General features: G+C 71.4%; 24 protein-coding genes. 10 read left to right on the top strand and 14 right to left on the bottom strand.

All coding sequences use genetic code 11. The features are described 5' to 3' along the window. Nucleotides 1-73: 73 nt before the first annotated feature. The gene (locus ACFUPX_RS24475) at nucleotides 74-304 is read right to left on the bottom strand and encodes a DUF4287 domain-containing protein (protein ID WP_160505450.1); all 231 of its coding nucleotides are present in this window, start codon (nucleotides 302-304) and stop codon (nucleotides 74-76) included. 102 nt (nucleotides 305-406) lie between these two features. On the opposite strand from ACFUPX_RS24475, the gene ACFUPX_RS24470 reads away from it, so the two are divergent. After that, nucleotides 407-718, top strand: a complete 312-nt coding sequence (locus ACFUPX_RS24470) for a hypothetical protein (RefSeq protein WP_383326355.1) — start codon at nucleotides 407-409, stop codon at nucleotides 716-718. A gap of 34 nt (nucleotides 719-752) precedes the next feature. Here ACFUPX_RS24470 and ACFUPX_RS24465 read toward each other — a convergent pair whose 3' ends face one another. From ACFUPX_RS24465 to ACFUPX_RS24455, 3 genes are all read right to left on the bottom strand, one after another. Next, on the bottom strand, nucleotides 753-1,601 hold the full coding sequence (locus tag ACFUPX_RS24465; protein WP_383326389.1) for a hypothetical protein: 849 nt from the start codon (nucleotides 1,599-1,601) through the stop codon (nucleotides 753-755). 243 nt (nucleotides 1,602-1,844) lie between these two features. Beyond that, complete coding sequence (locus ACFUPX_RS24460; protein ID WP_383326352.1) at nucleotides 1,845-3,065, bottom strand: acetyl-CoA C-acetyltransferase; 1,221 nt, start codon at nucleotides 3,063-3,065, stop codon at nucleotides 1,845-1,847. A gap of 553 nt (nucleotides 3,066-3,618) precedes the next feature. Then, complete coding sequence (locus ACFUPX_RS24455; RefSeq protein ID WP_383326349.1) at nucleotides 3,619-4,644, bottom strand: SGNH/GDSL hydrolase family protein; 1,026 nt, start codon at nucleotides 4,642-4,644, stop codon at nucleotides 3,619-3,621. Between the two features lie 155 nt (nucleotides 4,645-4,799). Between ACFUPX_RS24455 and ACFUPX_RS24450 the strand changes: the two genes are divergently transcribed. After that, entirely contained in the window at nucleotides 4,800-6,191 is a 1,392-nt protein-coding gene (locus ACFUPX_RS24450) for a cystathionine beta-synthase (protein WP_383326346.1), read from the top strand. A 290-nt stretch (nucleotides 6,192-6,481) separates the two neighbouring features. Here the strand turns inward: ACFUPX_RS24450 and ACFUPX_RS24445 are convergent, their stop codons facing one another. From ACFUPX_RS24445 to ACFUPX_RS24415, 7 genes are all read right to left on the bottom strand, one after another. After that, complete coding sequence (locus ACFUPX_RS24445) at nucleotides 6,482-7,081, bottom strand: short chain dehydrogenase (protein ID WP_383326343.1); 600 nt, start codon at nucleotides 7,079-7,081, stop codon at nucleotides 6,482-6,484. A 129-nt stretch (nucleotides 7,082-7,210) separates the two neighbouring features. Then, nucleotides 7,211-7,633, bottom strand: a complete 423-nt coding sequence (locus tag ACFUPX_RS24440) for a hypothetical protein (RefSeq protein WP_383326340.1) — start codon at nucleotides 7,631-7,633, stop codon at nucleotides 7,211-7,213. An 11-nt stretch (nucleotides 7,634-7,644) separates the two neighbouring features. Beyond that, complete coding sequence (locus tag ACFUPX_RS24435) at nucleotides 7,645-9,057, bottom strand: purine-cytosine permease family protein (RefSeq protein ID WP_383326337.1); 1,413 nt, start codon at nucleotides 9,055-9,057, stop codon at nucleotides 7,645-7,647. 73 nt (nucleotides 9,058-9,130) lie between these two features. Beyond that, nucleotides 9,131-10,066 carry an ABC transporter substrate-binding protein gene (locus ACFUPX_RS24430; RefSeq protein WP_383326386.1) on the bottom strand — a complete coding sequence of 312 codons (936 nt, stop codon included), beginning with the start codon at nucleotides 10,064-10,066 and terminating at the stop codon, nucleotides 9,131-9,133. A 20-nt stretch (nucleotides 10,067-10,086) separates the two neighbouring features. Continuing rightward, on the bottom strand, nucleotides 10,087-10,758 hold the full coding sequence (locus ACFUPX_RS24425) for an ABC transporter permease (protein WP_383326334.1): 672 nt from the start codon (nucleotides 10,756-10,758) through the stop codon (nucleotides 10,087-10,089). A gap of 1 nt (nucleotide 10,759) precedes the next feature. Continuing rightward, complete coding sequence (locus ACFUPX_RS24420; RefSeq protein ID WP_383326331.1) at nucleotides 10,760-11,407, bottom strand: ABC transporter permease; 648 nt, start codon at nucleotides 11,405-11,407, stop codon at nucleotides 10,760-10,762. Continuing rightward, nucleotides 11,404-12,525: an ABC transporter ATP-binding protein gene (locus ACFUPX_RS24415; RefSeq protein ID WP_383326328.1), complete on the bottom strand. Its 1,122-nt coding sequence runs from the start codon at nucleotides 12,523-12,525 to the stop codon at nucleotides 11,404-11,406. Before ACFUPX_RS24415 ends, ACFUPX_RS24420 begins: the two co-directional genes overlap by 4 nt. 152 nt (nucleotides 12,526-12,677) lie before the next feature. Between ACFUPX_RS24415 and ACFUPX_RS24410 the strand changes: the two genes are divergently transcribed. Together ACFUPX_RS24410 and ACFUPX_RS24405 are read left to right on the top strand one after the other, a co-directional pair. Further along, the gene (locus ACFUPX_RS24410) at nucleotides 12,678-14,249 is read left to right on the top strand and encodes an aromatic amino acid ammonia-lyase (protein ID WP_383326326.1); all 1,572 of its coding nucleotides are present in this window, start codon (nucleotides 12,678-12,680) and stop codon (nucleotides 14,247-14,249) included. Beyond that, on the top strand, nucleotides 14,246-15,079 hold the full coding sequence (locus ACFUPX_RS24405; RefSeq protein WP_383326323.1) for a MurR/RpiR family transcriptional regulator: 834 nt from the start codon (nucleotides 14,246-14,248) through the stop codon (nucleotides 15,077-15,079). Before ACFUPX_RS24410 ends, ACFUPX_RS24405 begins: the two co-directional genes overlap by 4 nt. Before the next feature lie 30 nt (nucleotides 15,080-15,109). Here the strand turns inward: ACFUPX_RS24405 and ACFUPX_RS24400 are convergent, their stop codons facing one another. Both ACFUPX_RS24400 and ACFUPX_RS24395 read right to left on the bottom strand, forming a co-directional pair. Next, entirely contained in the window at nucleotides 15,110-16,480 is a 1,371-nt protein-coding gene (locus tag ACFUPX_RS24400) for an APC family permease (RefSeq protein ID WP_383326320.1), read from the bottom strand. Nucleotides 16,481-16,559: 79 nt separating this feature from the next. Then, nucleotides 16,560-17,969, bottom strand: coding sequence for a diaminopimelate decarboxylase (locus ACFUPX_RS24395; RefSeq protein ID WP_383326317.1), 1,410 nt, complete (start codon nucleotides 17,967-17,969; stop codon nucleotides 16,560-16,562). A gap of 146 nt (nucleotides 17,970-18,115) precedes the next feature. On the opposite strand from ACFUPX_RS24395, the gene hutU reads away from it, so the two are divergent. The 4 genes from hutU (at nucleotide 18,116) to hutI (ending at nucleotide 23,706) form a co-directional block, all read left to right on the top strand. Next, nucleotides 18,116-19,780 (top strand): urocanate hydratase, encoded by a 1,665-nt coding sequence (hutU, locus tag ACFUPX_RS24390; RefSeq protein ID WP_383326314.1) that lies wholly within the window; start codon nucleotides 18,116-18,118, stop codon nucleotides 19,778-19,780. Nucleotides 19,781-19,797: 17 nt separating this feature from the next. Continuing rightward, the gene (locus ACFUPX_RS24385) at nucleotides 19,798-21,000 is read left to right on the top strand and encodes an allantoate amidohydrolase (RefSeq protein ID WP_383326383.1); all 1,203 of its coding nucleotides are present in this window, start codon (nucleotides 19,798-19,800) and stop codon (nucleotides 20,998-21,000) included. After that, nucleotides 20,997-22,364 (top strand): formimidoylglutamate deiminase, encoded by a 1,368-nt coding sequence (locus ACFUPX_RS24380; RefSeq protein WP_383326311.1) that lies wholly within the window; start codon nucleotides 20,997-20,999, stop codon nucleotides 22,362-22,364. Before ACFUPX_RS24385 ends, ACFUPX_RS24380 begins: the two co-directional genes overlap by 4 nt. Nucleotides 22,365-22,533: 169 nt before the next feature. Next, nucleotides 22,534-23,706, top strand: coding sequence for an imidazolonepropionase (hutI, locus tag ACFUPX_RS24375; protein WP_383326308.1), 1,173 nt, complete (start codon nucleotides 22,534-22,536; stop codon nucleotides 23,704-23,706). A gap of 197 nt (nucleotides 23,707-23,903) precedes the next feature. Here hutI and ACFUPX_RS24370 read toward each other — a convergent pair whose 3' ends face one another. Continuing rightward, the gene (locus ACFUPX_RS24370; protein ID WP_383326305.1) at nucleotides 23,904-24,854 is read right to left on the bottom strand and encodes a zinc-binding dehydrogenase; all 951 of its coding nucleotides are present in this window, start codon (nucleotides 24,852-24,854) and stop codon (nucleotides 23,904-23,906) included. Nucleotides 24,855-24,935: 81 nt separating this feature from the next. On the opposite strand from ACFUPX_RS24370, the gene ACFUPX_RS24365 reads away from it, so the two are divergent. Further along, a complete protein-coding gene (locus ACFUPX_RS24365) occupies nucleotides 24,936-25,640 on the top strand; it encodes a TetR/AcrR family transcriptional regulator (RefSeq protein ID WP_383326302.1) in 705 nt (234 codons plus the stop codon). A 5-nt stretch (nucleotides 25,641-25,645) separates the two neighbouring features. Then, nucleotides 25,646-26,338: an aspartate/glutamate racemase family protein gene (locus ACFUPX_RS24360; RefSeq protein ID WP_383326380.1), complete on the top strand. Its 693-nt coding sequence runs from the start codon at nucleotides 25,646-25,648 to the stop codon at nucleotides 26,336-26,338. Nucleotides 26,339-26,452: the final 114 nt, after the last annotated feature.

Below are 26,452 nucleotides of genomic sequence, written 5' to 3'. Positions count from 1 at the left end.
GGAACATACGTTCCGTGGGGCCCTTCGCCGTGTGTGAGTGTGGGTGAGTTGGGTGAGTGAGGGGTCAGGGGAGTCAGAGCAGCTTGCGGGCGGCCCGCCGCAAGTCGTACTCGTGAATGATTGCCTTGGCGTGCCCGTAAGCCAGGTTGTGCTCCGCACGGAGCCAGCTGACCTTCTCCTCGAAACGGAAGAGCGAGGGGCCTTCGTCCACGGCGCGAAGCCAGTCGGAGATCTCACGACCGGTGCAGTGGGGGATGCGGGCGATCAGATTGCGGTGGGTCTCCTCGGAGAAGACTTGTGACATCGGCGCCTCCGGACGCGTCGCGATGTGTTCCGTCCTTCACGACACCGTGCCTGAGCGTTCGGGCGTTGGCAACAGTCCCGCCCAGGCGCATAAGGTCGCCGGGTGCTTGATACGACGCCTTTGACGGCCGCAGTGGACCAATTCGCCGACCGGTTGCGGGCCGCCCCGCAGAGCCGCCTGCAGCGGGGGGCGGCGACCGAGGCGCTCGCTCTGGCCAGGGAACTGGCGGCGTGGGCGCAGCGGATAGAGGTGCCGCAGGAGGAGCCGCGGGAGGTGCCGGACGCCGGGATGTTCGCGGCGGCCGATCAAATCACGGTCGCGGGGCGGGATTTGGCCCTTGTGCTGGAGGACTCCGGTCAGCTGGCCGAGGCGCTGACGCTCGTGGAGAAGGCGCAGAAGCGCGCCGGGGTGTGACGCGGGACCCCGGCGGGCGCCGGGGTCGCTCCGGTCAGACCGAGGCGATGACGCGGTCGGCCAGGATGTACACGTTCTCGGTGCCGCACTCGAAGGTGAGCGCGTAGGCGCCGGAGACTCCGGAGCCGCCGAGCAGGACCGGGGTGTGGCCCTCGCGCAGCGCGTCGGACAGGAGCTCCGCGGTCTCGCGGTGGCCCGGGGTCATGCAGAGCGTCGTGCCGTCCGCGAAGACGTAGACGTCCAGCGTGCCGAGCGGTCCGGGGCGGACGTCGGCGAGCGCCGTGCGGGCGTCGGCCAGTTCCTCAAGACAGGCGACGGTGCGCTCGTGGTCGCCGTTGACGGGGGACTGGACCGGCACGAAGTCCGGGTGCGAGGGGTGGCGGCGGCGGGCCGCGGCCAGCTCGGGCGACTCTCCCCCGAGGACCCCGTCCAGGGAGGTGCCCCCGGCGAACTCGTCGGCCGGATCGGCGTACGGCTCGATGACCGGCTCCAGGCTGTCCGCCTCCAGGCCCGAGAAGTCCGCCTGGCGGGGCAGGAACAGCTCGTCGGCCATGTCGGAGAGGCCGGGCAGGCCACTGAGCAGCGAGGGCGCGTCCGAGGCGTCACGGGCTTCCTGGGCGGCCCAGAAGGCCCGCGCCTCGGCCAGCTCGCGCTCCCGTTCCTCGGCGAGTGCCTCGGCGACGGCCGTGCGTATCTCGTCGGTGTCCGCGGTGGTGCGGGCGGCGGGCACCGTGGCGTGCGCGGGGACCGAGTGGCTCTGGGCCAGCTCGGTGCGCAGGGCGGTAATTTCTGCGAGCTGCTTCCGAAGCCCGTGCACGGCGTGCAGGGCGGCGGCACTCACGGCCGTGGCAGCGGCCGTGGAGAGCAGCAAGGCAAGAGGCAAAGCGCTCACTGACGTACTCCCGGTTTCAAGTCGACCCCCGACTTCCTACATCAGCTTGAAGCCTGCACGATCCACCTGTCAGTGCATTACGTCACGAATTGGACAGGTCTTTCGGCCCGGTGTTTATCCACAGATGCGCTCTGACCTGCACATATGCCTCTCCCCCAGGAGATAGGTCACATCCTGGGGGAGATTGAGTCACGAATCAATGGAGACGCGAGGGATCCGCAGGGGTCCAGAGGGTCAGCTGAGGCGCTCGACGACCATCGCCATGCCCTGTCCGCCGCCGACGCACATGGTCTCCAGACCGAACTGCTTGTCGTGGAACTGGAGGGAGTTGATGAGCGTGCCGGTGATGCGGGCGCCCGTCATGCCGAAGGGGTGGCCGACGGCGATGGCGCCGCCGTTGACGTTCAGCTTGTCGATCGGGATGTTCAGGTCGCGGTAGGAGGGGATCACCTGGGCGGCGAAGGCCTCGTTGATCTCGAACAGGTCGATGTCGTCGACGGTGAGGCCGGCGCGGGAGAGGGCCTGCTTCGACGCCTCGACCGGGCCGAGGCCCATGATCTCGGGGGAGAGGCCGGTGACGCCGGTGGAGACGATGCGGGCCAGCGGGGTCAGGCCGAGCTCGCGGGCCTTGGTGTCGCTCATGATCACCAGGGCGGCGGCGCCGTCGTTCAGCGGGCAGCAGTTGCCCGCGGTGACCAGGCCGTCGGGGCGGAAGACGGGCTTGAGGCCCTGGACGCCTTCGAGGGTGACGCCGGCGCGGGGGCCGTCGTCCTTGCTGACGACGGTCCCGTCGGGGGTGGTCACCGGGGTGATCTCGCGCTCCCAGAAGCCGTTCTTGATGGCTTCCTCGGCGAGGTTCTGGGAGCGGACGCCGAACTCGTCCATGTCCTGACGGGTGACGCCCTTGGCGCGGGCCAGGTTCTCGGCGGTCTGCCCCATCGAGATGTACGCGTCCGGGATCAGGCCGTCCTCGCGGGGGTCGTGCCAGTTCGAGCCCTCGGTCTTGCTCACCGCCTCGGTGCGGGCCTCGGCGTCGGCGAAGAAGGGGTTGTGGGTGTCGGGGAGGCCGTCGCTGGACCCCTTGACGCTGCGGGAGACCATCTCGACACCGGCGGAGATGAAGACGTCGCCCTCACCGGCCTTGATGGCGTGCAGGGCCATGCGGGAGGTCTGCAGGGAGGAGGAGCAGTACCGGGTGATGGTGCAGCCCGGCAGGTGGTCCATGCCCATCTGTACGGCGACGATGCGGCCGAGGTTGTGCCCCTGCTCGCCACCCGGCAGGCCACAGCCGAGCATCAGGTCGTCGATGAGCTTCGGGTCGAGCTCGGGGACCTTGGCGAGGGCGGCCTCGATGATCGTGGCGGTCAGGTCGTCCGGCCGCAGATCCTTCAGGGAGCCCTTGAAGGCGCGGCCGATCGGGGTGCGGGCGGCAGAGACGATCACGGCTTCGGGCATCACGGCACTCCTACTGGCGGGGGCGCCCCGGGCTGGGCGGGGCGGGTCTGGCTGGCGGGACTCGGGACTCCTTGGGAAGTTACCTGTACGTACCGCGGCCAGTCACCGGGCGGGGACTGTGATGCGGGCCGCATTTATCTAAGCGCTTGCTCAGCCCTGGCGTGGGCGCCTTGAGGGGGTGCGCTGAGGGGGCCCTGTCCCACCGCTTCGCGGCGGATCTTCTCCCGCCCACCCACCCGTTCACCCGGCGTGAGCTCGGGGTGCTCCTGTCCCACCGCTTCGCGGCGGATCTTCTCCCTCCCACCCACCCGATACCCGGCATCCGCTCCTGCCCGAACCCGTCACACCGCGGGGTAAACGGGTGGGTGGGCGGGAGAGATCCGGCGCGAAGCGTCGGGCCGGTGGGCGACGACCCGCAGCGCCCCGCCGGCGTGGTGGACGAGGCAGCCAGCGCAGCGCCCCGCGCCCCGCGCCCCGCCGGCGTGGTGGACGAGGCAGCCAGCGCAGCGCCCCCCCGGCCTGGTGGGCCGTCCCCGTTCAGGCCACCGCAGGGCTACTGCGGCAGCGGTGACGGGTCCGGGGTGTGGTGGTGGATGCGCCGGCGGCGGCGGCGCTTGAGCAGGGCCCAGGGGCCGCGGGGGCCCGTAGGCATCGCGGCGGCGACCTCCGTGCCGCCCTCCGAAGCGGCCTGCGCGGCGGCGCGGGCCACCGGCAGGAACCCCTCGCGCCGCGACACGTCGGGGCGCTCCTCCTCCGGCCAGAGCCCCAGCGCCGCGCACAGCGTCGGCAGCACCGCCATCGCCGCGGTCGCGTACCCCTCGGCGGAGGGGTGGTAGTTGTCGGGACCGAACAGCTCCCGGGGGTTCGCGAGGAACTCGGGGCCGAGCAGATCCCCGAGCGACACCGTCCGCCCACCCTGCTCGACCACGCCGATCGTCTGCGCGGCGGCCAGCTGCCGCGACACGCGCCGCGCCATCCAGCGCAGGGGCTGGTAGACGTTCTCCACCGTTCCCAGGTCGGGACAGGTCCCGACCACCACCTCGGCCCCCGCCGTCCGCAGCCTGCGCACCGCCGCCGCCAGATGGCGCACGGAACGCGTCGCGGGCATCCGGTGCGTCACGTCGTTCGCGCCGATCATCACGACGCAGACGTCGGGAACCCAGGACGAGGTGTCGGACAGGAGCACCGTCACCTGCCGGTCCAGGTCGTCCGACATCGCGCCCGGCAGCGCCACGTTCCGCAGCTCCACCGGCCGCTCGGCCACCGCGGAGAGCCCCGCCGCGAGGAGCGACGCGGGAGTCTGCCGGGCCCGGTGCACCCCCTGCCCCGCGGCGGTCGAATCGCCGAGCATCGCGAACCGCAAGGGTTCCGCGCCGTCCGGCCGGTCCGCGAACCCCCAGCCGTACCGCCCGTCGGCCCGCGGTGGAGCCGGATGCTCCCCGCTGTTCCCGACCGTCCGCTTCGCCAACTGCACCTCGGCAAGCACCACACCGACGGCCGCGGCCCCGAGCAGCCCGATACCTCCGCCGCCGTAAGCCGCGCCCGCGGCGATCCGCCGCGCCACCCTCGCCCTCGACATGCCCTGCAGCCACCTCCTCGTAGCCAATTCGCCCTACATCAACTCATTGCCCCGTAAGGACGGTCGGCCAATCGCAAGCGGAGGTGAACGACTGAACGGGACCCTTAGGCTGACGACACCCATTCGTCGCACTACATCGCAGCCCGGAGACAACGGTGCAATTCCACGACTCGATGATCAGTCTCGTCGGCAACACCCCGCTGGTGAGGCTCAACAACGTGACCACGGGCATTCAGGCGACCGTCCTGGCCAAGGTCGAGTACTTCAACCCCGGCGGTTCCGTGAAGGACCGCATCGCGCTGCGCATGATCGAGGCGGCCGAGCAGAGCGGGGAGCTCCAGCCCGGCGGCACGATCGTCGAGCCGACGTCCGGCAACACCGGGGTCGGGCTCGCCATCGTGGCCCAGCAGAAGGGCTACAAGTGCATCTTCGTCTGCCCGGACAAGGTTTCCCTCGACAAGATCAATGTGCTGCGCGCCTACGGCGCCGATGTGGTGGTCTGCCCCACGGCCGTTGATCCCGAGCACCCGGACTCGTACTACAACGTCTCCGACCGCCTCGTGCGCGAGACCCCCGGTGCCTGGAAGCCCGACCAGTACAGCAACCCGAACAACCCCCTCTCCCACTACCACTCCACCGGCCCTGAGCTGTGGGAGCAGACGGAGGGGAAGATCACCCACTTCGTCACCGGCATCGGGACCGGCGGCACGATCTCCGGGACGGGCGGCTATCTGAAGGAGGTCTCGAAGGGCGGCGTGACCGTCGTCGGGGCCGACCCCGAGGGGTCCGTGTACTCCGGCGGCTCCGGGCGGCCCTACCTCGTCGAGGGAGTCGGTGAGGACTTCTGGCCGACGGCGTACGACCGCACGGTGACCGACGAGATCATCGCGGTGTCCGACAAGGACTCCTTCCAGATGACGCGGCGGCTGGCCAAGGAGGAGGGGCTGCTCGTCGGCGGCTCCTGCGGGATGGCCGTCGTGGCGGCGCTGCGGGTCGCCGAGCGGCTCGGGCCCGACGACGTCGTGGTCGTGCTGCTGCCCGACTCGGGCCGTGGCTACATGAGCAAGATCTTCAGCGACGAGTGGATGAACGACTACGGGTTCCTGGAGCAGGCCGGCGACGCGCCTCGCGTCGGTGACGTACTGAGCCGCAAGGAGGGTGGGGAGCTGCCCTCACTCGTCCACATGCACCCGGAGGAGACGGTCGGCGAGGCCATCGACGTACTGCGTGAGTACGGCGTCTCGCAGATGCCCATCGTCAAGCCGGGCGCGGGCCACCCGGACGTGATGGCCGCCGAGGTCATCGGCTCCGTCGTCGAACGCGAGCTCCTGGACGCCCTGTTCACGCAGCGCGCCTCGCTCTTGGACCCGCTGGAGAAGCACATGTCGGACCCGCTGCCGCAGGTCGGCTCCGGTGAGCCGGTCGCCGACCTGATGTCGGTGCTCGGCGGGGCCGACGCGGCGATCGTCCTGGTCGAGGGCAAGCCGACCGGTGTGGTCAGCCGTCAGGACCTGCTGGCCTTCCTCGCGGCGCAGCAGGGGCAGTAGGCGCGGTGGCCGCGGTGTGCCGTGAGCCGCGTGGGCCGAACTTCGCGGAAGTGGTACGAGCGCGACACGTCCGCGCAGCACCCGCTTAACACGGCTCCGGCACATTGGTCGTTGTCGGCGTACAGGAACTCCGGAGCGGCTCCCGGACCTCTGAACGCCTGGGCGCCGCCTGGTCCTGACCCGGCCGGCGCCCCTCGCGAGGACCGCCGTCGTCCCGCCCCCTGGGAAACCGGGGGTGCGGCGGTCCTCGCGCATGAACGTCGCGTGCCCGCGGCCGGAGTGAGGGGACGTCACTTCCCTCCCGGTCGCACCACCAGGCCCCGCGCCGATCCCTCGATCAGCTCGACGTACGCGCGGACCACCTCGGCGACCGGAGTGCCCTGCGCCCCGTCACGCCCCATCTTCTCCAGGGTCTGCGAGACCCAGCCCGGACTGACGGAGTTCAGCCGGATACCGCGCGGCATCTCCGCCGCCGCGGTCGGCACGAAGTGGGCGAGCCCTCCGTTGACGAGGGCGGCGAAGGAGAGCCCGGGTTCGGAGAACGCCGAGATGCCGTCGGTGAGGGTGAGCGAGCCGCCGTCGCGCAGCCGGTGTGCGGCACGGCGGGTCAGCTGCACCTGGCCCAGCATCTTGCCTTCGAGCCCCTGGAAGTACTCGTCGTCGGACGAGGCGTCGATCCGTGCGATCCGCCCGCTTCCCGCGACCGCGACGACCGCGTCGACGGTTCCGACCGCGTCGAACATCTCGTCGATGGACGAGGGCTTCGCCAGGTCCACCACGACGGGCCCGCGTCGCGACGCCCGGACGACTTCGTGGCTCCCGCTCGACTCAAGGGCGTCGACGAGCGCGGATCCGATGGTGCCGCCCGCACCGATGACGACGATCTTCATGAGGCCCCGCTTCCTGAACGACGAACGAAGAGCGCCGAACTCGTGTCGGCGCGCTCGTCCAGGCTCGGGGGAGCGGGAGAGGCCGTCCAATACCTGCTGCCATAACCGCAGGGGATGACGGCCGGGGAATCAGTCGTCCCACTCCGATTTCCGCCCGCGGTCCCTGCCGCGGCCGAAGTTCATGCCCCGCATCGAATGCACCGCGTTCACGCCCACGATGCCGCCCCAGGTGACGAAGAGGCCGGGCAGGTCGGCGTTGACCACGCCGATCGCGGAGAGGGGGATCGCGAGGATCAGGGAGACGATGCCGAAGCCGAAGCGCTCGCCCCAGGAGTCCACGGCGCCGTTCGGCGCGCGCGAGCCGCGGGCGACCACCATCTGCTGCTCGGCCATGTGCCGGCGCATCCGCCGGTCGATGGTGCCGTCCAGGCGCTGCTCGACCTTCCCGAGGAACGAGTCGACCAGCGCGGACTCATACTCTTCGCCTAGCTCTCTGCGCGCGTGCAGAGTGGCGTCGAGTTCCTTTTTGAGTTCGGCGTCACGGGCTTCCATGGGCCGTTACGTTACGCAGCCGAAGCGGGCGTGACAGTGGGGCTATCCCCCCTTTCCGCGGGGATGTGCGAGGTGTCGCGGCGGGCGAGCAGCCAGTACAGGACAGCCGGTACCACCAGTCCCACGATCCACGAGATGTCCGCGCCGCCCAGCGGCTCCACCAGCGGGCCCGTGTAGAAGTGCGTCGCCAGGAAGGGCAGCTGGGCCAGGACGCCCACTCCGTAGACCGTGAGCGCGTCCCAGCGCCAGGCTCCGTAGCGCCCATGGGGGTCCGAGAGCGCCGGGATGTCGTAGCGCTCCTTGGAGATCAGGTAGTAGTCGACCAGGTTGATCGCCGACCACGGCGTGAAGAACGTCAGGAGGAAGAGCAGGAAGTCCTTGAAGGACGTCAGGAAGCTGTCCTTGCCGAGCAGCGCCACCACCGTGCCCGCCACCATGATCAGCGCGATGTACGCCGTCCTGCCGCGCGGCGACAGCGTCTTCTGGCCGCGGAATCCGCTGATGCTGGTCACCATCGACATGAAGCCGCCGTAGGTGTTGAGCACGTTGATCGTGAGCTTGCCGAGCGCGATCACGAAGTACAGGAACGACGCGATCAGGCCCGTGCCGCCCAGGCCGACCACGTAACCGACCTGGTTGTCGAGGAACGCGTCGCCCGCGCTCGCGGCCACGAGCACACCGAACGTCATCGACCACTGCGAGCCGATCGCCGAACCCGACAGGGTCCACCAGAACGTGGCCCGCCCCGACGTCGTACGCGGCAGATAGCGCGAGTAGTCCGCGACGTACGGCCCGAAGGCGAGCTGCCAGGACGCGGAGAGGGACATCGCGAGCAGGAACATCGGCAGGTCGAAGTGCGCGTCGCCGAGCAGCGCCGACAGGTCCACGCGGTCCAGGAGCCGGATGCCCAGGTAGATGAAGGCCAGCGCGCAGATCACGCTCGCCACCCGGCCAAGGACATGGATGACGCGGTAGCCGATCGCCGCCACCACCGCGGTGATCACCGCGAAGACGATGATGCCGGTGGTGTCGTTCGTGTGCGTCAGCTGGGCCGTGGCCTGTCCCGCCAGGACGCTGCCGGACGCGAAGAAGCCGACGTACATGAGGATGACGAGCAGGAGCGGTACGACGGCGCCGCGCACCCCGAACTGGGCGCGGGACTGGATCATCTGGGGCAGACCGAGCTTCGGGCCCTGCGCCGAGTGCAGGGCCATCACCGCGCCGCCGAGCAGATTGCCCAGCAGCAGGCCGATCACCGACCACACCACGTCGCCGCCGAAGACGACGGCGAGCGCGCCGGTGACGACCGCGGTGATCTGGAGGTTGGCGCCGAGCCAGAGCGTGAACTGGCTGAACGCCGTGCCGTGCCGTTCGTCGTCGGGGACGACGTCGATGGAGCGACGCTCCACGAGAGTGTCTGCCATGAGCCGGTGAACTCCCTGCTGCTGTACGAGGCTGCCTCTTGCCGGGGCCTCTTGCCGGGGCCTCTTGGTGGCGCTACTTCTTGGTGATCCCGTGCTGCGCCGCCCAGTCGTTCGCGACGTCCTCGGGGTCCTTCTTGTCCTTGTCCACCAGGCGGTTGAGCTCGGTGAGGTCCTTGGTCGTCAGCGCGTTGCCCAGGCGGCCGAGCGCCTTGCGGACCGTCGAGTCGGCCTTGCGGTCGGCGACGAGCGGGACGACGTGCTGGCCGGGGATCAGGTTCTTGGGGTCGGTGAGCACGACCCACTTCTCGGCGACGATGTCCGTGTCGGTGGTGAAGAGGTTCGCCACGTCGACGTCGCCCTTCTTCAGGGCGCCCTTGACCAGCGGACCGGAGGAGTCGAGGGACTTGAACTCCTTGAACTCGACTCCGTAGACGTCCTTGAGGCCCACCGAGCCGACCGTGCGCTTCTTGACCTCGGGCGCGGCTCCGATGACGAGCTTGCCGTTGTGCTCGGCGAGGTCCGCCAGGGACTTGAGGCCGTACTCGTCGGCGGTCTCCCGGGTGACGACGAAGGCGTCGGAGTCCTCGGCCTTGCCGTAGGGCAGGATCTGCAGGCCGCGCGGCAGGACCATGGCGAGGGCGTTCTGCATCTCGCCCTCCTCGGTGGCCTTCGCCTTGGCGTCGAGGTAGTGCAGGAGCGCGCCTTGGTACTCGGGCAGGAGGTCGATGTCGCCGCCCTTGAGGGCGGGGATGAGGATCTCGCGGGTGCCCAGGTTGGGGCGCACGGTCGTCTTCACGCCCTCCGCCTGGAGGGCCGCGGCGTAGAGGTAGCCGAGCACCTGGTTCTCGGTGAAGTTGGCGGTGCCGATGGTGACGCCGTCCTTGCTGGAGCCACCGCCCGAGCCGCCGGAGCCGTCGCCGTTGAGCGAGGTGATGCCGCCGCTGCAGGAGGCGAGCGCGGGGACGGACGCGGCGGCGAAGAGCCCGCCGAGGACGTTTCTGCGGTTCATGGGGGCCATCTGGCGTGCTCCTAGGCCGATTTGGCGGGGCGGTGGCGGAAGAGGGCGCGCTGCAGTCCGGAGAGCGCGAGATCGAGGACGACGGCGACGACGGCCACGAGTACGGCGCCGCCGAGCACCTGCACGAGGTCGCGCTGGGCGAGCCCGTCGAAGACGTACCGGCCGAGTCCGCCGAAGGAGACGTACGCGGCGATGGTGGCGGTCGCGACGACCTGGATGAGCGCGAGCCGCAGGCCGGTCATGATCAGGGGGAGCGCGAGGGGCAGCTCCACCTGGAAGAGGACCTGGTGCCAGCGCATGCCCTGGCCGCGCGCGGCGTCGCGCACCTCCGGGTCGACGGCGGTCATGCCCGCGTACGTGTTCGTCACGATGGACGGCACGGCGAGGGCGACGAGCGCGATGTAGACGGGCCACATCGAGAGCCCGCTGGCCAGGAAGACCAGGACGACGAGGCCGACCGTGGGCAGTGCGCGCCCGAAGCTGGAGAGGTTGATCGCGACGAAGGCGCCGCGTCCGGTGTGCCCGATGAGCAGGCCGACCGGCAGGGCGATGGCGGCGGCGATCAGGGTCGCGAGCAGCGAGTACTGGAGGTGCTCGGCGAGGCGGGTGCCGATGCCGTCGGAACCGGCCCACTGCTCGCCGCTGACCAGCCAGGCGCCGAGGTCCTTGAAGAGTTCGTACATGTCACGCGCTCCTCTTGCGGCGGGTCCAGGGCGTCAGGACGTACTGGAGGGTGACCAGCAGCGCGTCCGCGACGAGCGCGAGGAGCAGGGTCAGGACGACGCCGACGATGACGGGGGTGGGGAAGTTGCGCTGGAACCCGTCCGTGAAGAGCTGTCCCAGGCCGCCGTCGCCGATGTACGTGGCCACGGAGACGAGGGAGATCGCCATGACCGTCGCGATCCGTACGCCCGCCATGATCACCGGCAGGGCGAGGGGGAGTTCGACGGTCAGGAGGGTGCGCAGGGGGCGGGTGCCCATGGCCTTCGCGGCTTCCTTGGTCCTGGCCGGGACGGAGTCCAGACCCTCGACGGTGTTCCGCAGGAGCACGACGAGCGTGTAGATCGTCAGGCCGATGACGGTGGTGGTGCGGGTGAGCCCGCTGACCGGCAGGAGCAGCACGAAGATCGCGATGGACGGGATGGTGAACAGGATGTTCGACAGGCCGAGGAGCAGTCCGCGCAGGGGGCGCACGCGGTGGGCGACGACGGCCAGGGGGAGCGAGATGAGCAGGCCCAGGAGTACGGAGGTGAGGGCGGCCTGGAGGTGGGAGAGGGTGAGGGTGGTGAGGTCGTCTGTGTGGTCGGCTATCCACGACCAGTCGATGGTCATACGTCGGCCTTGCTGACGTCCGCGGCGTCCGCGGCGTCCGCAGCTTCCGCGGCTTTCACGGCGTCCGCGTCGCCTGTGTCCACCGCGCTCGCGCCGGTGTGCACCTGCCCCGCGTGCTCGTGGATGGCGTCGCGGGACGTGACGCCGGTCAGGACGCCTTCCGCGTCGACGCGGGCGACCAGGCCGCTGGGGGCGGCTATGGACTCGTTCAGGGCCGACAGGAGGGAGTCCGTGTCCCGCAGGGGGCGTACGGGGACGTCCGTCGCGTCGCCGTCCTTGTGCCGCCACGCCACCGGCGCCCCCGCCGGGTCCAGTCGCAGCGTCCAGGCGCCGCCCTCCGGGGCCGGGGCCTTGGGGACCTGCGCCAGTGTCGTCAGGGAGAGCAGCTTCAGGCCGCGCTCGGCGCCCAGGAAGTCGGCGACGAAGTCGTCGGCGGGGCGGGCCAGGAGCTCCGCGGGGCTCGCGCACTGGACGAGGTGGCCGCCGGTGCGGAAGACGGCTATGCGGTCGCCGAGCCGTACCGCCTCGTCGATGTCGTGCGTGACGAAGACGATGGTCTTGTTCAACTCCCGCTGAAGACGCAGGAGTTCGTCCTGGAGCTGGGTGCGGACCACGGGGTCCACCGCACCGAACGGCTCGTCCATCAGGAGCACCGGCGGGTCGGCGGCCAGCGCGCGGGCCACGCCCACGCGCTGCTGCTGGCCGCCGGAGAGCTGGTGCGGGTAGCGCTTCCCGGCGTCGGCGGCGAGGCCGACCGTCTCCAGGAGCTCCGCCGCCCGCGCCCGCGCCTTCTTGCGGCCCCAGCCGAGCAGGAGCGGCACGGTCGCGATGTTGTCCAGGACCGTGCGGTGCGGGAACAGCCCGGACTGCTGGATCACGTACCCGATGGAGCGGCGCAGCTCGGCGGCGTCCTGCTCCAGGACGTCCTTGCCGCCCACTCTGATCGTCCCTGAGGTCGGGTCGACCATCCGGTTGATCATGCGGAGCGTCGTCGTCTTGCCGCAACCGGAAGATCCGACGAGGACGGTCACGCCCCCTTCCGGCATCTCAAGGCTGAGGTCGTGGACCGCGGTCGTGCCGTTCGGGAAGCGCTTGTGGACCGTATCGAATTGGATCATGAGGAGTCCCTTGCCCGGCTGTATATCGTCATGCAGAGTTCTCGTTGACTGAATAGATTGTCAATAGCTTGTCCACGCCCCGGCGTAAATCACTGGTAACGAGTGGTCGCAGGGCAAGACGGAGCGTCCGGGTTGAGGAGGAATTACGAGTGATGTCGTCTCGTATCGCGGACAGGGCGACCGGCAGGACACCTGACGACAGCGGCTCGGTCGTCGTCCTGGACGGCCGCGGACTGATGGTCGCAGATGTCGTACGTATGGCCGAATCAACCGCAAAGCCCGTTCCGGGAACGGACGGCATGAAGCGCGTGGAGGCTTCCTGGGACGCGGCGCGGGAGATCGCCTCCTGGGGCCGCGTCTACGGCCGCTCCACCGGCGTCGGCGCCAACCGGAACGAGTCCGTGCCGACCGAGGCGGCCTCCGACCACGGCCTGCGCCTGCTGCGCAGCCACGCCGGATCGATCGGCGAGGAGCTGCCCGCGCGCCAGGTGCGCGCGATGCTCGCGGTCCGCGCCAACCAGCTGCTCGCGGGCGGCGCCGGCCTGCGCCCGACCGTCGTCACGGCGCTCTGCGAGGCCCTGGGGACGGGCGCGTACCCGAAGGTCAACGAATTCGGCTCGGTCGGCACGGGCGACATCGCCGCGCTCGCACAGATGGGCCTGGCCCTCGCGGGCGAGCACCCCTGGCAGGGGACGGGCGCGGCCCCCGCCCCGCAGCCCCTGGACAACAACGACGCCCTCGCCCTGATCAGCAGCAACGCGCTCACCCTTGGCCAGTCCGCGCTCGCCCTGCACGAGCTGCGCGGCCTCGTCGCGGCCACACAGGTGGTGGCGGCGCTGACCCTGATGGCCGTCGACGGTTCGTACGAGGCGTACGCGCTGCCCGTACATGAGGCGCGGCGGCACGCGGGTTCGTACGCGGTCGCCGAACGGATGCGGCAGATCCTGGGCGCCCCCGACCGCCCCACGCCGCCGCTCGGCCGCATCCAGGACCCCTACGGCCTGCGCTGCGTGCCGCAGATCCACGGGCCCGCGCACGACGCGGCGGACGCCCTGGAGGACGTCCTCACCGTCGAGATCAACGCGGCGGCCGAGAACCCGCTGATCTCGGCGGAGGACATGGCCGCCTACCACCACGGCGGCTTCTACCTCGCCCAACTCGCGCTGTCCCTTGACCACTTCAGGCTCGCGGTGACACAGGCGGCGCGGCTGTCGACCTCGCGCCTCTCGACCCTGAACGAGCCGGGCTTCACGCGCCTTCGCCCCTTCCTCGCGGACGGCGAACCGGCGTCGTCGGGCGTGATGATCCTCGAATACGCGGCGGGCGCGGCCCTGGGAGACCTGCGGGCCTTCTCCGCCCCCGCCTCCCTCGGCCACGCGGTGCTCTCCCGCGGCGTCGAGGAGCAGGCCAGCTTCGCCTCGCTCGCGGCGCGGCAGACGCTGCGGGCGTGCGAGGCGTACCGCCTGGTGGTCGGCTGCGAACTGGTCGCGGCCGTCAGGGCGTTGAGACTCCGTGACATGCGTCTGGACCCGGACCTGCCCGTCGGCCGTGCCTTCGAGCTCGCGGACTCGGTGCTGAACGCGGAGCTTGCCGACCGTCCGTTGACGGATGATGTGACGGCGGCGGCCGGTCTGCTCGACCGGTTCACCGAGCTGTGGCTGGACCTCGGGTCCGGGGGCGGAACGGCCTTTGAGAGTCAGGGTGTTGTGAGGGGAGCGGTATGAGTGACAGTCCCGCGGCGCGGCTGCAGGTGCTCTTCGAGGGGCACCGCCTGACGCCCACGCAGCGGCGCATCGCGCACTGCATGGTGCGCAGGGCGGCGGACGTCCCCTTCCTCTCCAGCGTCGAACTGGCCGACCTCGCCGGGGTGAGCCAGCCCTCGGTGACCCGCTTCGCCGTGGCGCTCGGCTTCGACGGCTACCCCGCGCTGCGCAGGCACCTGCGGGAGCTCGCACCCGCGGAGGCGGCGGGCGAGGCCTCCCTCAACGAGTACCAGCAGGCGGTCGAGGCGGAGATCGCGAACCTCCGGCACCTGGCGGAGGTCCTCGCGGACCCGGCGCCGGTGGAGCGCGCGGGGCAGCTCCTCGCCTCCTCGCGCCCGCTCCCGGTGCTCGGCCTGCGGGCCGCCGCGTCCCAGGCGTACGGCTTCTCGTACTTCGCGGCGAAGGTCCACCCCGACGTGCGCCTGCTCGACGCGGGCGGCACGATGCTGGCCGACCGGATCGACGCGGCGGTGCGGGCCGGAGCCTCCGCCCTCCTCTGCTTCGCGCTGCCCCGCCACCCGCGCGAGGTGGTGGACGCGCTGGCCTACGCGCAGGGGGCGGGCCTTTCGGTGGTGACGGTGGCCGACTCCGCGTTCGCCCCCGTGGCGGCCCACTCCGACCTGCTGCTCCCGGCGGCGGTCGGCACGGGCCTCGCCTTCGACACGGCGTGCGCGCCGATGCTGCTGGGCCGGGTGCTCCTGGAGGCGATGTGCGACGGCCTCCCGGACGCGCAGGCACGCCTTGAGGAGTTCGACGCGGGGGCGGCGGCGCGAGGTCTCTTCGTGGAGTGAGCCGGCCGGTCCTCTCGTGGAGTGAGCCGGTCAGTCCTCGCCCCGTGTCCTCATCACCACCCGGTTGACCGCCCAGAGGGCGATCCCGATGGTGAGCAGGACCCCCGCCCGGATGTAGACCTCGGCGGGCCGGTCCGCCAGCGGGCTCGCCAGGATCAGGGCGGTGATGGCGCCGAGCACGGGCAGCGCCGTCGGCGTACGGAAGTGCTCGTGGTCGACGCGCTCCCTGCGCAGCACCAGCACCGCGATGTTGACCACGGCGAACACGCACAGGAGCAGGAACGCCGTCGTGTCGCCCAGGCCCTCGATCTCGCCCGTCGACACCAGGCCGATCGCGAGCAGCGAGACGAAGACGATGCCGACCACCGGTGTGCGGCGGCGGGACAGGACGCGGCCCATCGCGCGCGGCAGGATGCGCTCGTTGGCCATGCCGTAACAGAGCCGCGAGGCCATCATGATGTTGATCAGCGCCGAGTTGGTGACCGCGAACAGGGCGATCAGGGCGAAGAGTTTGTGCGGGAAGTCGATGCCGCCCGCCTTCACGACCTCCAGGAGCGGGCCGCTGGAGCCCTCAAGCACCTTGTAGTCCACGAGCAGCGACGACACCAGCGCCACCAGGACGTAGATCGTGCCGGTCACCGCGACACCGATGAAGATCGCCCGCGGGAACGTCCGCGCCGGATCCTTCGTCTCCTCGGCCATGTTCACCGAGTCCTCGAACCCGACGAACGCGAAGAAGCCGAGCGCGGTCGCCCCCAGGACACCCGTCATCAGGGCGTAGGCCGTGCCGCCGCCCCCGGCCTCGAAGTCGGTGAGGCGGGAGGGTTCGCCGTCCCCGCTCAGGACCGCGTACGCGCCGATGGCGAGGATGATGGCCAGGCCCGTCAGCTCGACGAGCGTGAGGACCACGTTCGTCTTCACCGACTCGGCGACGCCCCGCAGGTTCAGCGCCGCGAGCGCGACGATGAAGAGGATCGCGACCAGCGTCGGCGGCAGCGCGTCGCTGGTCAGCTCGCCCAGGTAGTCGCCGCTGAAGGCGCGGGCCGCTGCGCTCGCCGACGACAGGCCCGAGCACATCACCATGAAGGCGATGATGAAGGTGAGGAACGGGATCTTGAAGGCCTTCTGCGTGTAGAGGGCCGCTCCCGCCGCCTTCGGATACTTGCCGACCAGCTCGACGTACGACGCGGCCGTCAGGATCGCCACGACGAACCCGATCGCGAACGGCAGCCAGAGCGCGCCGCCGACTTTCCCCGCGACCTTGCCGGTGGTGGCGTAGATACCGGTGCCGAGGATGTCGCCGATCACGAACAGGATCAGGAGCTTGGGGCCGATCGCGCGGTTCAGCGCGGGTTCTTGGGCGGGTGGTGGCGTCGTGGCGGGTGTGTCGGACGTCGTCACAGGATCATCTCCCCCGAGGGTGGGCCTGGGGGGACCACATGCCCCGGATGTGCTGCGGAAATCCGGGAGTTGAGGAAGTTCAGAGCTGGCGCAGCGCGTCCCGGTGCGCGCCCCCGGACTCGGCGACGATCTCCTCCAGGCTCTGCGGCTCCCGGACGGTGGCGAAGGCGACCTGTTCGCCCTGCCTCGCCACGAAGCCGTAGATCCCGGGCCTGGCAAGGCTGTTGTACGAGTAGTGGTGCGCGAAGTAGTAGGCGCCCGTGTCCAGGACCGCCGCGTAGTCGCCCTGTTCGAGCAGCGGGAGCGGACGGTTCTCGGCGAGCAGGTCGCCCGCGAAGCAGGCCGGGCCCGCGATGTCCTGGCCGACGGGCGGGCCGCTCTTGGGCAGGCCCTTCGCGTCGAACGCGGCGATGCGCAGCGGCCAGGACGCGGGCGCGTACACCGTGCGCGCCGCGACCTGGACGCCCGCGTGCGTCACCGCGATGGGCCGGGTGCCCGCCGTCTTGGCGTACTCGACGCGGGCCAGGATCGTGCCGTGCTTGGCGAGCAGCGAGCGGCCGAACTCGGTGACCAGGCCGTACCGCCCGTCGAGCAGCCCCGGCACGCGGGACTTCAGGCGGCGCGCGTACTGCGCGTGCGTCGGGCTCTCCTCGTCCGAGCCGAAGTTGACGGGCAGGCCGCCACCGATGTCGATCGTGTCGATCTGCTGCCGCCCCGCCCGTTCGTTGATCTCCTCGGCCAGCTCGTACGTCGCCGAGACGCCCCGCACCATCAGTTCGAGGGGCATGCCCTGCGACCCGGAGTGGGCGTGCAGCCGGGTCAGCCAGGGACGGTCCAGATACGCCTGGACGATCCACTCGCGGGCGCCCTCGTCGCGCAGCGCGACGCCGAACTTGGAGGTCGCCGTCGCGGTGGACAGGGCGCCGATGGAGCCGCCGCCGATCTGCGGGTTCACGCGCAGGCCGACGGGGGAGCGGGTGGGCGCCGAGCGGGTCATCGCGTCGATGCGGGCGAGCTCCTGCGGGTTGTCCGCGTTCACCGCGATGCCGAGCGCCAGGGCCTCGCGCAGCTCGGCCGGGGTCTTCGCGGGCGAGTCGAGGACGGTGTGCGTGGGCGGCACCCCGGCGGCCCGCGCCAGGGCCAGCTCGCCGGGGCTGGCCACCTCGGCGCCGATGCCCGCGTCGCGCAGCAGGCGCAGGACGGGGACCAGGGGCGATGCCTTGACCGCGAAGGCGTGCAGGACGGGGGTGCCGGGCGGGGTGACCGCCTCGAAGGCGGCGCGCAGGGAGGAGGCGGCCGAGCGGATGCCGGTGACGTCCAGGAGGCCGACGATGGGGGCCGCGGGGTCGACGAGGCCCTGCTCGACGGCGGCGCGGATCGCCTGGTCACGCCGGACGGCGGGGTCCGCCTCCCGCCCAGTTCCGGAGTCCTGGCCCGCCTCGGATGCGCGTGCGAGTACGTGTGTGGTCTCCGCGCCCTGATCGCTCATGTGTTCCAGCCAATCATCCGTGACGCGCCCCCGCTGCCCCGTCAACGTATTGACTAGCTCTATTCAACATCGCAGGATGTGAATAACAAGGTCACAGCAGCGCATCACGAGCTCGTCAGCAGAGCTTCACGCGAGGAGGCATCGCCATGTCAGGACCCCGCCCCGTACGGGCACCGCGCGGTACGGAACTGAGCGCCCTGGGATGGCAGCAGGAAGCCGCCCTGCGCATGCTCCAGAACAACCTCGACCCCGAGGTCGCCGAGCACCCCGACAAGCTCGTCGTCTACGGCGGCACGGGCAAGGCCGCCCGCGACTGGCGCTCCTTCGACGCGATGGTGCGCACGCTCAAGACCCTCAAGCAGGACGAGACGATGCTCGTCCAGTCCGGCCGCCCGGTCGGCGTCATGCAGACCCACGAGTGGGCTCCGCGCGTCCTGATCGCCAACTCCAACCTCGTGGGCGACTGGGCGAACTGGGAGGAGTTCCGGCGCCTTGAGGCCCTCGGCCTCACGATGTACGGGCAGATGACCGCCGGTTCGTGGATCTACATCGGCACGCAGGGCATCCTCCAGGGCACGTACGAGACGTTCGCCGCCGTCGCCGCGAAGAAGTTCAACGGCACGCTCGCGGGCACGATCACCCTCACCGCCGGTCTCGGCGGCATGGGCGGCGCCCAGCCCCTCGCCGTGACGATGAACGACGGCGTCGCGATCTGTATCGACGTCGACCCGCGCGCCATCGAGCGCCGCATCGAGCACAAGTACCTGGACGTGAAGGCCGACTCCCTTCAGCACGCGCTCCAGCTCGCCGTGGAAGCCAGGGACGCGCGCAAGCCCCTCTCCATCGGCCTGCTCGGCAACGCGGCGGACCTCCTCCCGCGCATGCTCGCCGAGGGCGCCCCGATCGACATCGTCACGGACCAGACCTCGGCCCACGACCCCCTCGCCTACCTCCCCACCGGCGTCGACTTCGACGACATGGCGGCCTACGCGGCCAAGGACCCGGCGGGCTTCACCACCCGCGCGCGTGAGTCGATGGCCACGCACGTCGAGGCGATGGTCGGCTTCATGGACGCGGGCGCCGAGGTCTTCGACTACGGCAACTCGATCCGCGGCGAGGCCCAACTCGCGGGCTACGACCGCGCGTTCGCCTTCCCCGGCTTCGTCCCCGCCTACATCCGCCCGCTCTTCTGCGAGGGCAAGGGCCCGTTCCGCTGGGCCGCGCTCTCCGGTGAGGCATCGGACATCCACAAGACGGACAAGGCGCTCCTGGACCTCTTCCCGGAGAACGAATCCCTGCACCGCTGGATCAAGATGGCGGGGGAGCGGGTCCACTTCCAGGGCCTGCCCGCGCGCATCTGCTGGCTGGGCCAGGGCGAGCGCGACAAGGCCGGCGACATGTTCAACGACATGGTCGGCAACGGCACCCTCGCCGCCCCCCTCGCCATCGGCCGCGACCACCTGGACTGCGGCTCGGTGGCATCCCCGTACCGCGAGACCGAGGCCATGCTCGACGGCTCCGACGCGATCGCCGACTGGCCGCTCCTGAACGCCATGGTGAACGTCGCGTCCGGCGCCTCCTGGGTCTCCATCCACCACGGCGGCGGCGTCGGCATGGGCCGCTCCATCCACGCGGGCCAGGTCTCGGTGGCCGACGGCACGAAGCTGGCCGGTGAGAAGATCCGCCGCGTCCTCACGAACGACCCCGGCATGGGCGTCATCCGGCACGTGGACGCGGGCTACGACATCGCGGAGTCGGTGGCGGACGAGAAGGGCGTACGGATCCCGATGCGCGAGGACGGCACCGCGTGAGCGACACCTTCCACGCCATGTGGCGCTCGCTGCGGCCCATCGGCCGCAGCGACGCCTCCGGCGGCTACCGCCGCTACGCCTGGACCGGCGCCGACGCCGAGTGCCGCCTGTGGTTCCAGGCGCAGGCGGAGGCGCGCGGCCTGGACCACGAGGTCGACCGCAACGGCAACCAGTGGGCCTGGCTCGGCGACCCCGCCCGGGGCGACGCGGTCGTCACCGGCTCCCACCTGGACTCCGTCCCGGACGGCGGCGCCTTCGACGGCCCGCTGGGTGTCGTCACGTCCTTCGCGGCGCTCGACGAACTCCGCGCACGCAAGGTGTCGTTCAACCGCCCCCTCGCCATCACCAACTTCGGCGACGAGGAGGGCGCCCGCTTCGGCCTGGCCTGCGTGGGCTCGCGCCTGACCGCCGGGCAGCTGACGCGCGAGAAGGCGTACGAGTTGACGGACGCGTCCGGCGTCACGCTGCCGCAGGCGATGGAGGCGGCCGGATACGACCCGACGGCGATCGGCCCCGACCCCGAACGCCTGGCCCGCATCGGCGCGTTCGTGGAGCTGCACGTGGAACAGGGCCGCGCCCTGGACCTCACGGGCGACCCCGTGGGTATCGCCTCCGCCATCTGGCCGCACGGCCGCTGGCGTTTCGACTTCAGGGGCGAGGCCAACCACGCGGGCACCACCCGCCTGGTGGACCGCCGCGATCCGATGCTGTCGTACGCGGAGACGGTCCTGGCGGCCCGCAGGGAGGCCGAACTGGCGGGAGCGGTGGCCACCTTCGGCAAGATCGCGGTCGAGCCGAACGGCGTCAACGCGATCCCGTCCCTGGTCAGGGGCTGGCTGGACTCCCGCGCGGCGGACCAGTCGACGCTGGACACGGTCGTGACGGGCATCGAGAAGGCGGCCCGTGAGTACGCGGACCGGCACGGCATCGACCTGGACGTCGTCCGCGAGTCCTTCACGTCGGTGGTCGAGTTCGAGCACGCCCTGCGGGACGAGCTGGGCACGATCCTCGGCACAAGGGCCGGAAAGGCGCTCCCGGTCCTCGGAACGGGCGCCGGACACGACGCAGGCATTTTGTCCGGATCGATCCCCACCGCCATGCTGTTCGTACGGAACCCCACGGGCATCTCGCACTCCCCGGCCGAGTTCGCCGCCGAGGACGACTGCGTCGCAGGGGTGACCGCACTGGCCGACGTACTGGAAGGGCTGGCGTGCAGGTGACGACGGATACGGCGAAGGCGGCCACGTACTGGCTGGAGCACGCCTGGCTCGACACGAATGTCGAGCCGGGCGTGGCGGTGGAGGTGACGGGCGACCGCATCACAACCGTCCGCAGGGGCGTCGAGGCGCCCCCGCCCGGCGCGACGGTCCTGCGGGGCCTGACGCTCCCGGGTCTGGCCAACACCCACTCGCACGCCTTCCACCGGGCGCTGCGCGGCACGGTCCAGGTGGGCTCGGGCACGTTCTGGACGTGGCGCGAGGTCATGTACTCGGTGGCGGACCGCCTCACGCCGGAGACGTACCACGCGCTTGCCCGCGCGGTGTACGCGGAGATGGCGCTGGCGGGCATCACGGCGGTGGGCGAGTTCCACTACCTGCACCACGCGCCCGGCGGTGTCGCGTACGCGGATCCCAACGCGATGGGCGAGGCGCTGATCCAGGCGGCGGCCGACGCGGGCATCCGCATCACGCTCCTGGACACGGCGTACGTGGCCTCCGGGCTGCTGTCGGAGGCCCGGGGCAAGGCCCCGGACCGCCACCAGCTGCGCTTCTCCGACGGGACGACGCAGGAGTGGGCGGAGCGGGCATCGGCGCTCAAGGACCGCGACCACGCCCGCATCGGCGCGGCGATCCACTCCGTACGGGCGGTCCCCGCACGGCAGTTGGGCGCGGTGACGCAATGGGCGTCGGCCCGGCAGGCGCCCCTGCACGTGCACCTCTCCGAACAGAAGGCGGAGAACGAGGCGTGCCTGGCGGTGCACGGCCGTACGCCGACGCGGCTCCTGTCGGACCACGGGGTGCTCGGCCCGCGCACCACAGGGGTCCACAACACCCACCTCACGGACGAGGACATCGCGCTGCTCGGCCGCACGACGACGGGCACGTGCATGTGCCCGACGACGGAGCGGGACCTGGCGGACGGCATCGGCCCGGCGGTCCTGCTGCAACGGGCGGGCAGCCCGCTCTCCCTGGGCAGCGACAGCCACGCGGTCATCGACATTCTCGAAGAGGCCCGCGCCATGGAACTGAACGAGCGCCTGCGCTCGCACACGCGGGGCCACTGGACGGCGGCGGCGCTGCTGCGGGCGGCCACCGCCGACGGGCATGCGGCGCTGGGCTGGGCGGACGCGGGCGCCATCGAGACGGGCGCGCTCGCCGACTTCGCGACCCTCGCCCTTGACTCCGTCCGCACGGCGGGCCCACTGCCGCGCCTCGCCGCCGAGACGGCGGTTTTCGCGGCGACGGCGGCGGACGTCCGCCACACGGTGGTGGGGGGTCGCCATGTCGTACGGGACGGGGAGCATGTGCTGGTGGGGGATGTGGCCCTGGCTCTGACGGAGGCGATCGCGGCGCTCAGAGAGTGAAGTTGCCCCCAACCCCGCCCCCAGGAAATTCAGCCCGTCCGGCGATTGAGGACGAACTCGGCGGAGCCGGTGATGACGGCAACCAAGGCCCCCGCGCCGGCGGGTTTTCGGGAAGGGGCGGGGTCGGGGAAGAGAAGGCTGTCCCCCAAGCCCCCTAGGAGGCCCCCGCATGCCCACCACCCTCATCACCAACATCGCCAGCCTCGTCACCAACGACCCCGCGCAAGGGGACGGCACCCCCCTGGGCCTCCTCACGGACGCAGCCGTAGTCCTGGACGGCGAAAAGATCGCCTGGGTAGGCCCCGCCGCCAAGGCGCCCGCAGCGGACACGACCCACGACGCCCAGGGCCGGGCGGCCATCCCCGGCTTCGTCGACTCCCACTCCCACCTCGTCTTCGCGGGCGACCGCACCCAGGAGTTCAACGCCCGCATGTCGGGCCGCGCCTACTCCGCCGGAGGCATCCGCACCACGGTCGCGGCGACCCGCGCCGCCACCGACGAGGCCCTCGAAGCGAACCTCACCCACTACCTCCGCGAAGCCCTCCGCCAGGGCACGACCACCTTCGAGACGAAGTCGGGCTACGGCCTGAACACGGAGGACGAGGCCCGAGCGCTGCGCATCGCGGCGGCCCACACCGACGAGGTGACGTTCCTCGGCGCCCACATCGTCTCCCCGGACTACGCCGAGGACCCGGCGGCGTACGTGGAGCTGGTCACCGGCGAGATGCTGGACGCCTGCGCCCCCCACGCCCGCTGGATCGACGTCTTCTGCGAGAAGGGCGCCTTCGACGGCGACCAGGCCCGCGCGATCCTGACGGCCGGCAAGGCCAAGGGCCTGCACCCCCGCATCCACGCCAACCAGCTCTCGTACGGCCCCGGCGTGCAGCTCGCGGTGGAGCTGGACGCGGCGAGCGCCGACCACTGCACGCACCTCACGGACGCGGACGTGGACGCGCTGGCGAACAGCGACACGGTGGCGACGCTCCTGCCCGGCGCGGAGTTCTCCACCCGCGCCCAGTGGCCCGACGCCCGCCGCATCATCGACGCGGGCGCGACGGTGGCCCTCTCCACGGACTGCAACCCGGGCTCCTCCTTCACGTCCTCCGTCCCCTTCTGCATCGCCCTCGCCGTACGGGACATGGGCATGACCCCGGACGAGGCGATCTGGTCGGCGACGGCGGGCGGCGCGGCGGCCCTGCGCCGCACGGACATCGGCGTCGTCCGCGAGGGCGCCCGCGCGGACCTGGCGTTCCTCGCCGCCCCGAGCCACGTCCACCTGGCCTACCGGCCGGGCGTCCCGCTGGTGAGCGAGGTGTGGCGCAGGGGCGCGCGGGTGGCTTGATGCCGGTCGCAGGACAGTCCCGCGGGGCGGGCGGTATGCGCGCGGCTACCTCGACGCACGCGCCGCCGTCGGGCGGGCCGCGGCGACGAGACGGGGCGCGGCCCGGCCAGGCCGCCGAGGGACCGCCCCGTCGGCGTCAGCGCCGCTCCCCTGGTGCGGCCCCTACCGTCGCGCCGCCGAACGCGGGTCTGGGCCGTCTAGACGGCCGCCGCTGTCACCGGGATGTCCAGGACCGCCTTGCCCGCGACCTCCCGGGCGAGCAGCGCGGCCAGTGCCTCGCCGGTGCGGCTCCAGTCGTCGCGGTGGCCGATCTGGGGGTCCAGTTCGCCGCGGGCGACCAGTGAGGCGAGCCAGTCGAGGTCGGCGCCGAGGCCGTTGGCGTCGTCCATCAGGAAGAACGTGGTGAGCGAGCGGTCGTGGCGGCCGGCGTCCCCGAAGAGGGCGCCGAACGGGAAGTCCTCGCCGACGCCCGAGCTGTGGCCGACGGCCACCAGCGTGCCGTGCGGCGCCAACGCGGCGTAGGCGTCCACCAGTTGCGGGCCACCCACCACGTCGATCACCCCATGGACCGGCTCGACGAGCTTCAGGGCGTCGCCCGCCACGACCTCGTGGGCGCCGAGGCGGGTCAGTGCCTCGCCCTTGGCGGGGTCGCTCGTCGCCGCCACGACATGCGCGCCACCGCGCGCCGCGAGCTGCACCGCGAACCTCCCCACACCGCCGCCCGCCCCCGTCACGAGCACCCGGCGCCCCAGGATCGGCCCGAGCCGCCGCAGCGCCCGCAGCGCCGACCCGGCGGCCACCGGCAGCGCGCCTGCCGCTCCCAGGTCCGCGCCCTCGGGCACCGTACCCATCAACTCCGTGTCCACGGCCCGCAGTTCGGCCCAGGCCCCGCCGAGTCCGAGTGTGAGGACCCGGGTGCCGGGCGCGGGCCCGGAGCCGTCGGCGGCTGCGCGCACGACGACTCCCGCGGCGTCCCAGCCGGGGACGGCGCCCTCCTCGCCGTTCGGGACGACGAACGCGGCCTCCCCGTGGTTGACGGAGAAGGAGTGGATGCGGACGAGTGCCTGGTGGGAGGCGGGTTCCGGGTCGGGGACCTCGCTCAGGGCGAGGTGGCCGGGGGCGGAGTGGTCGATCGTGAGTGCTCTCATGCGACCGATAGTGCCACTGAGTGGCATAAGGCATCAAGAGGCGAATGCCCACGGGGGGCGGAGAGGGTTAGGGTGACGGCCATGACGGATGGCGAGAACGAGAAGGAGAAGGTCCGCGAGAAGGACGGCGGTCCGGGCGAACTGCCGCTGCGGGAGCGGAAGAAGCTGCGTACGCGACGGGCCCTGGTCGAGGCGGCCCTCGAACTGTTCTCCGCCAAGGGGTTCGCGGCAGCCACGCTCGACGAGCTCGTCGAGGCCGTCGAGGTCTCCAAGCGCACCTTCTTCCGTACGTTCGCCTCGAAGGAGGACGTCGCACTGGCGCCGGAGCGGGAGCTCTGGCGGGCCTACGCCGACGACATCGCCGAGCGGCGGCCCGTCGACGGACAGCCCCTGCTCGCCCTCTTCGAACGGTCGCTGTACGCGGCCGTGGCGGGCATGGAGGAGGGCTGGGAGCGCCGCTTCCTGGCGAGCCGCGCCCTGGCCGATGCCACGCCCGCGCTCAACGCGCACAGCCTGCGGCACTGCGCGGACGTCACCGACGAGGTCGTCGGGATCGTCGGTGACGGGCTGGGCGCGACGTCGCGCGCGAACCTGAACCCGCTGCGGGTCAGGCTCCTCCTGGAACTGATGCTCTCGGCCTGGCGAGGCGCGCTCAAGGAGTGGTCCGCGGGCGGACGCCAGGACCGCGCGGCCCTGGTCGCCCACATGGACGCCGCGTTCACCGAGATCCCCGCGGTCCTGGAGCTGGCCGCTCAGACCCCGAACCCACCGAGGGAGCAGCTGTGAAGCCGATGAAGACGATCGGGCTGCTGGGCGGCATGAGCTGGGAGTCCAGCGCCGAGTACTACCGGCTGCTCAATGAACTCGTGCGTGAGCGCCTCGGCGGCCTGCACTCCGCCCGCTGCGTGCTGTACTCCGTCGACTTCGCCGAGATCGAGCGGCTCCAGGCGGCGGGGGAGTGGGAGCAGGCCGGGGAGGTGCTCGCGCGGGCCGCCGAGGGGGTCGAGGCGGCCGGCGCCGATCTCGTGCTGATCTGCACCAACACCATGCACAAGGTCGCCGAACAGGTCCAGGCGGCTCTCTCCGTGCCGCTCCTGCACCTCGCGGACGCGACCGCCGACGCGGTGCTGGGAAGCGGCGTACGGCGCGTGGGGCTGCTCGGCACGGCCTTCACCATGGAGCAGGACTTCTACCGGGACCGGCTGGCCGCGCGCGGCCTCGACGTGCTGGTGCCGGACGCGCAAGGGCGCGCGCTGGTGCACCGGGTGATCTACGAGGAGTTGTGCCTGGGGGTGGTGCGTGAGGAGTCGCGCGCTGGGTACCAGAGGGTCATCGACGATCTCGTACGGGAAGGAGCTGAGGGCGTGATTCTCGGCTGCACGGAGATCGATCTGCTGATCGGTCAGGAACACAGCCCGGTCCCGGTCTTCCCGACGACGAGGCTGCACGCGGAGGCGGCGGTGGCGGCGGCGCTGGAGCCGTAGAGCCCGGCAAAACGACAACCCACCCGTCAGCCCCTGAACCACGGGGCAAACGGGTGGGTGGGTGGGAACGATCCGTCGCGAAGCGGCGGTCCAGGTGGCCCGCGAAAACGCCGA

Source organism: Streptomyces sp. NPDC057302 (genome assembly GCF_042667685.1).
Lineage (GTDB): Bacteria > Actinomycetota > Actinomycetes > Streptomycetales > Streptomycetaceae > Streptomyces.
This window is presented reverse-complemented; position numbering and strand designations above follow the sequence as displayed.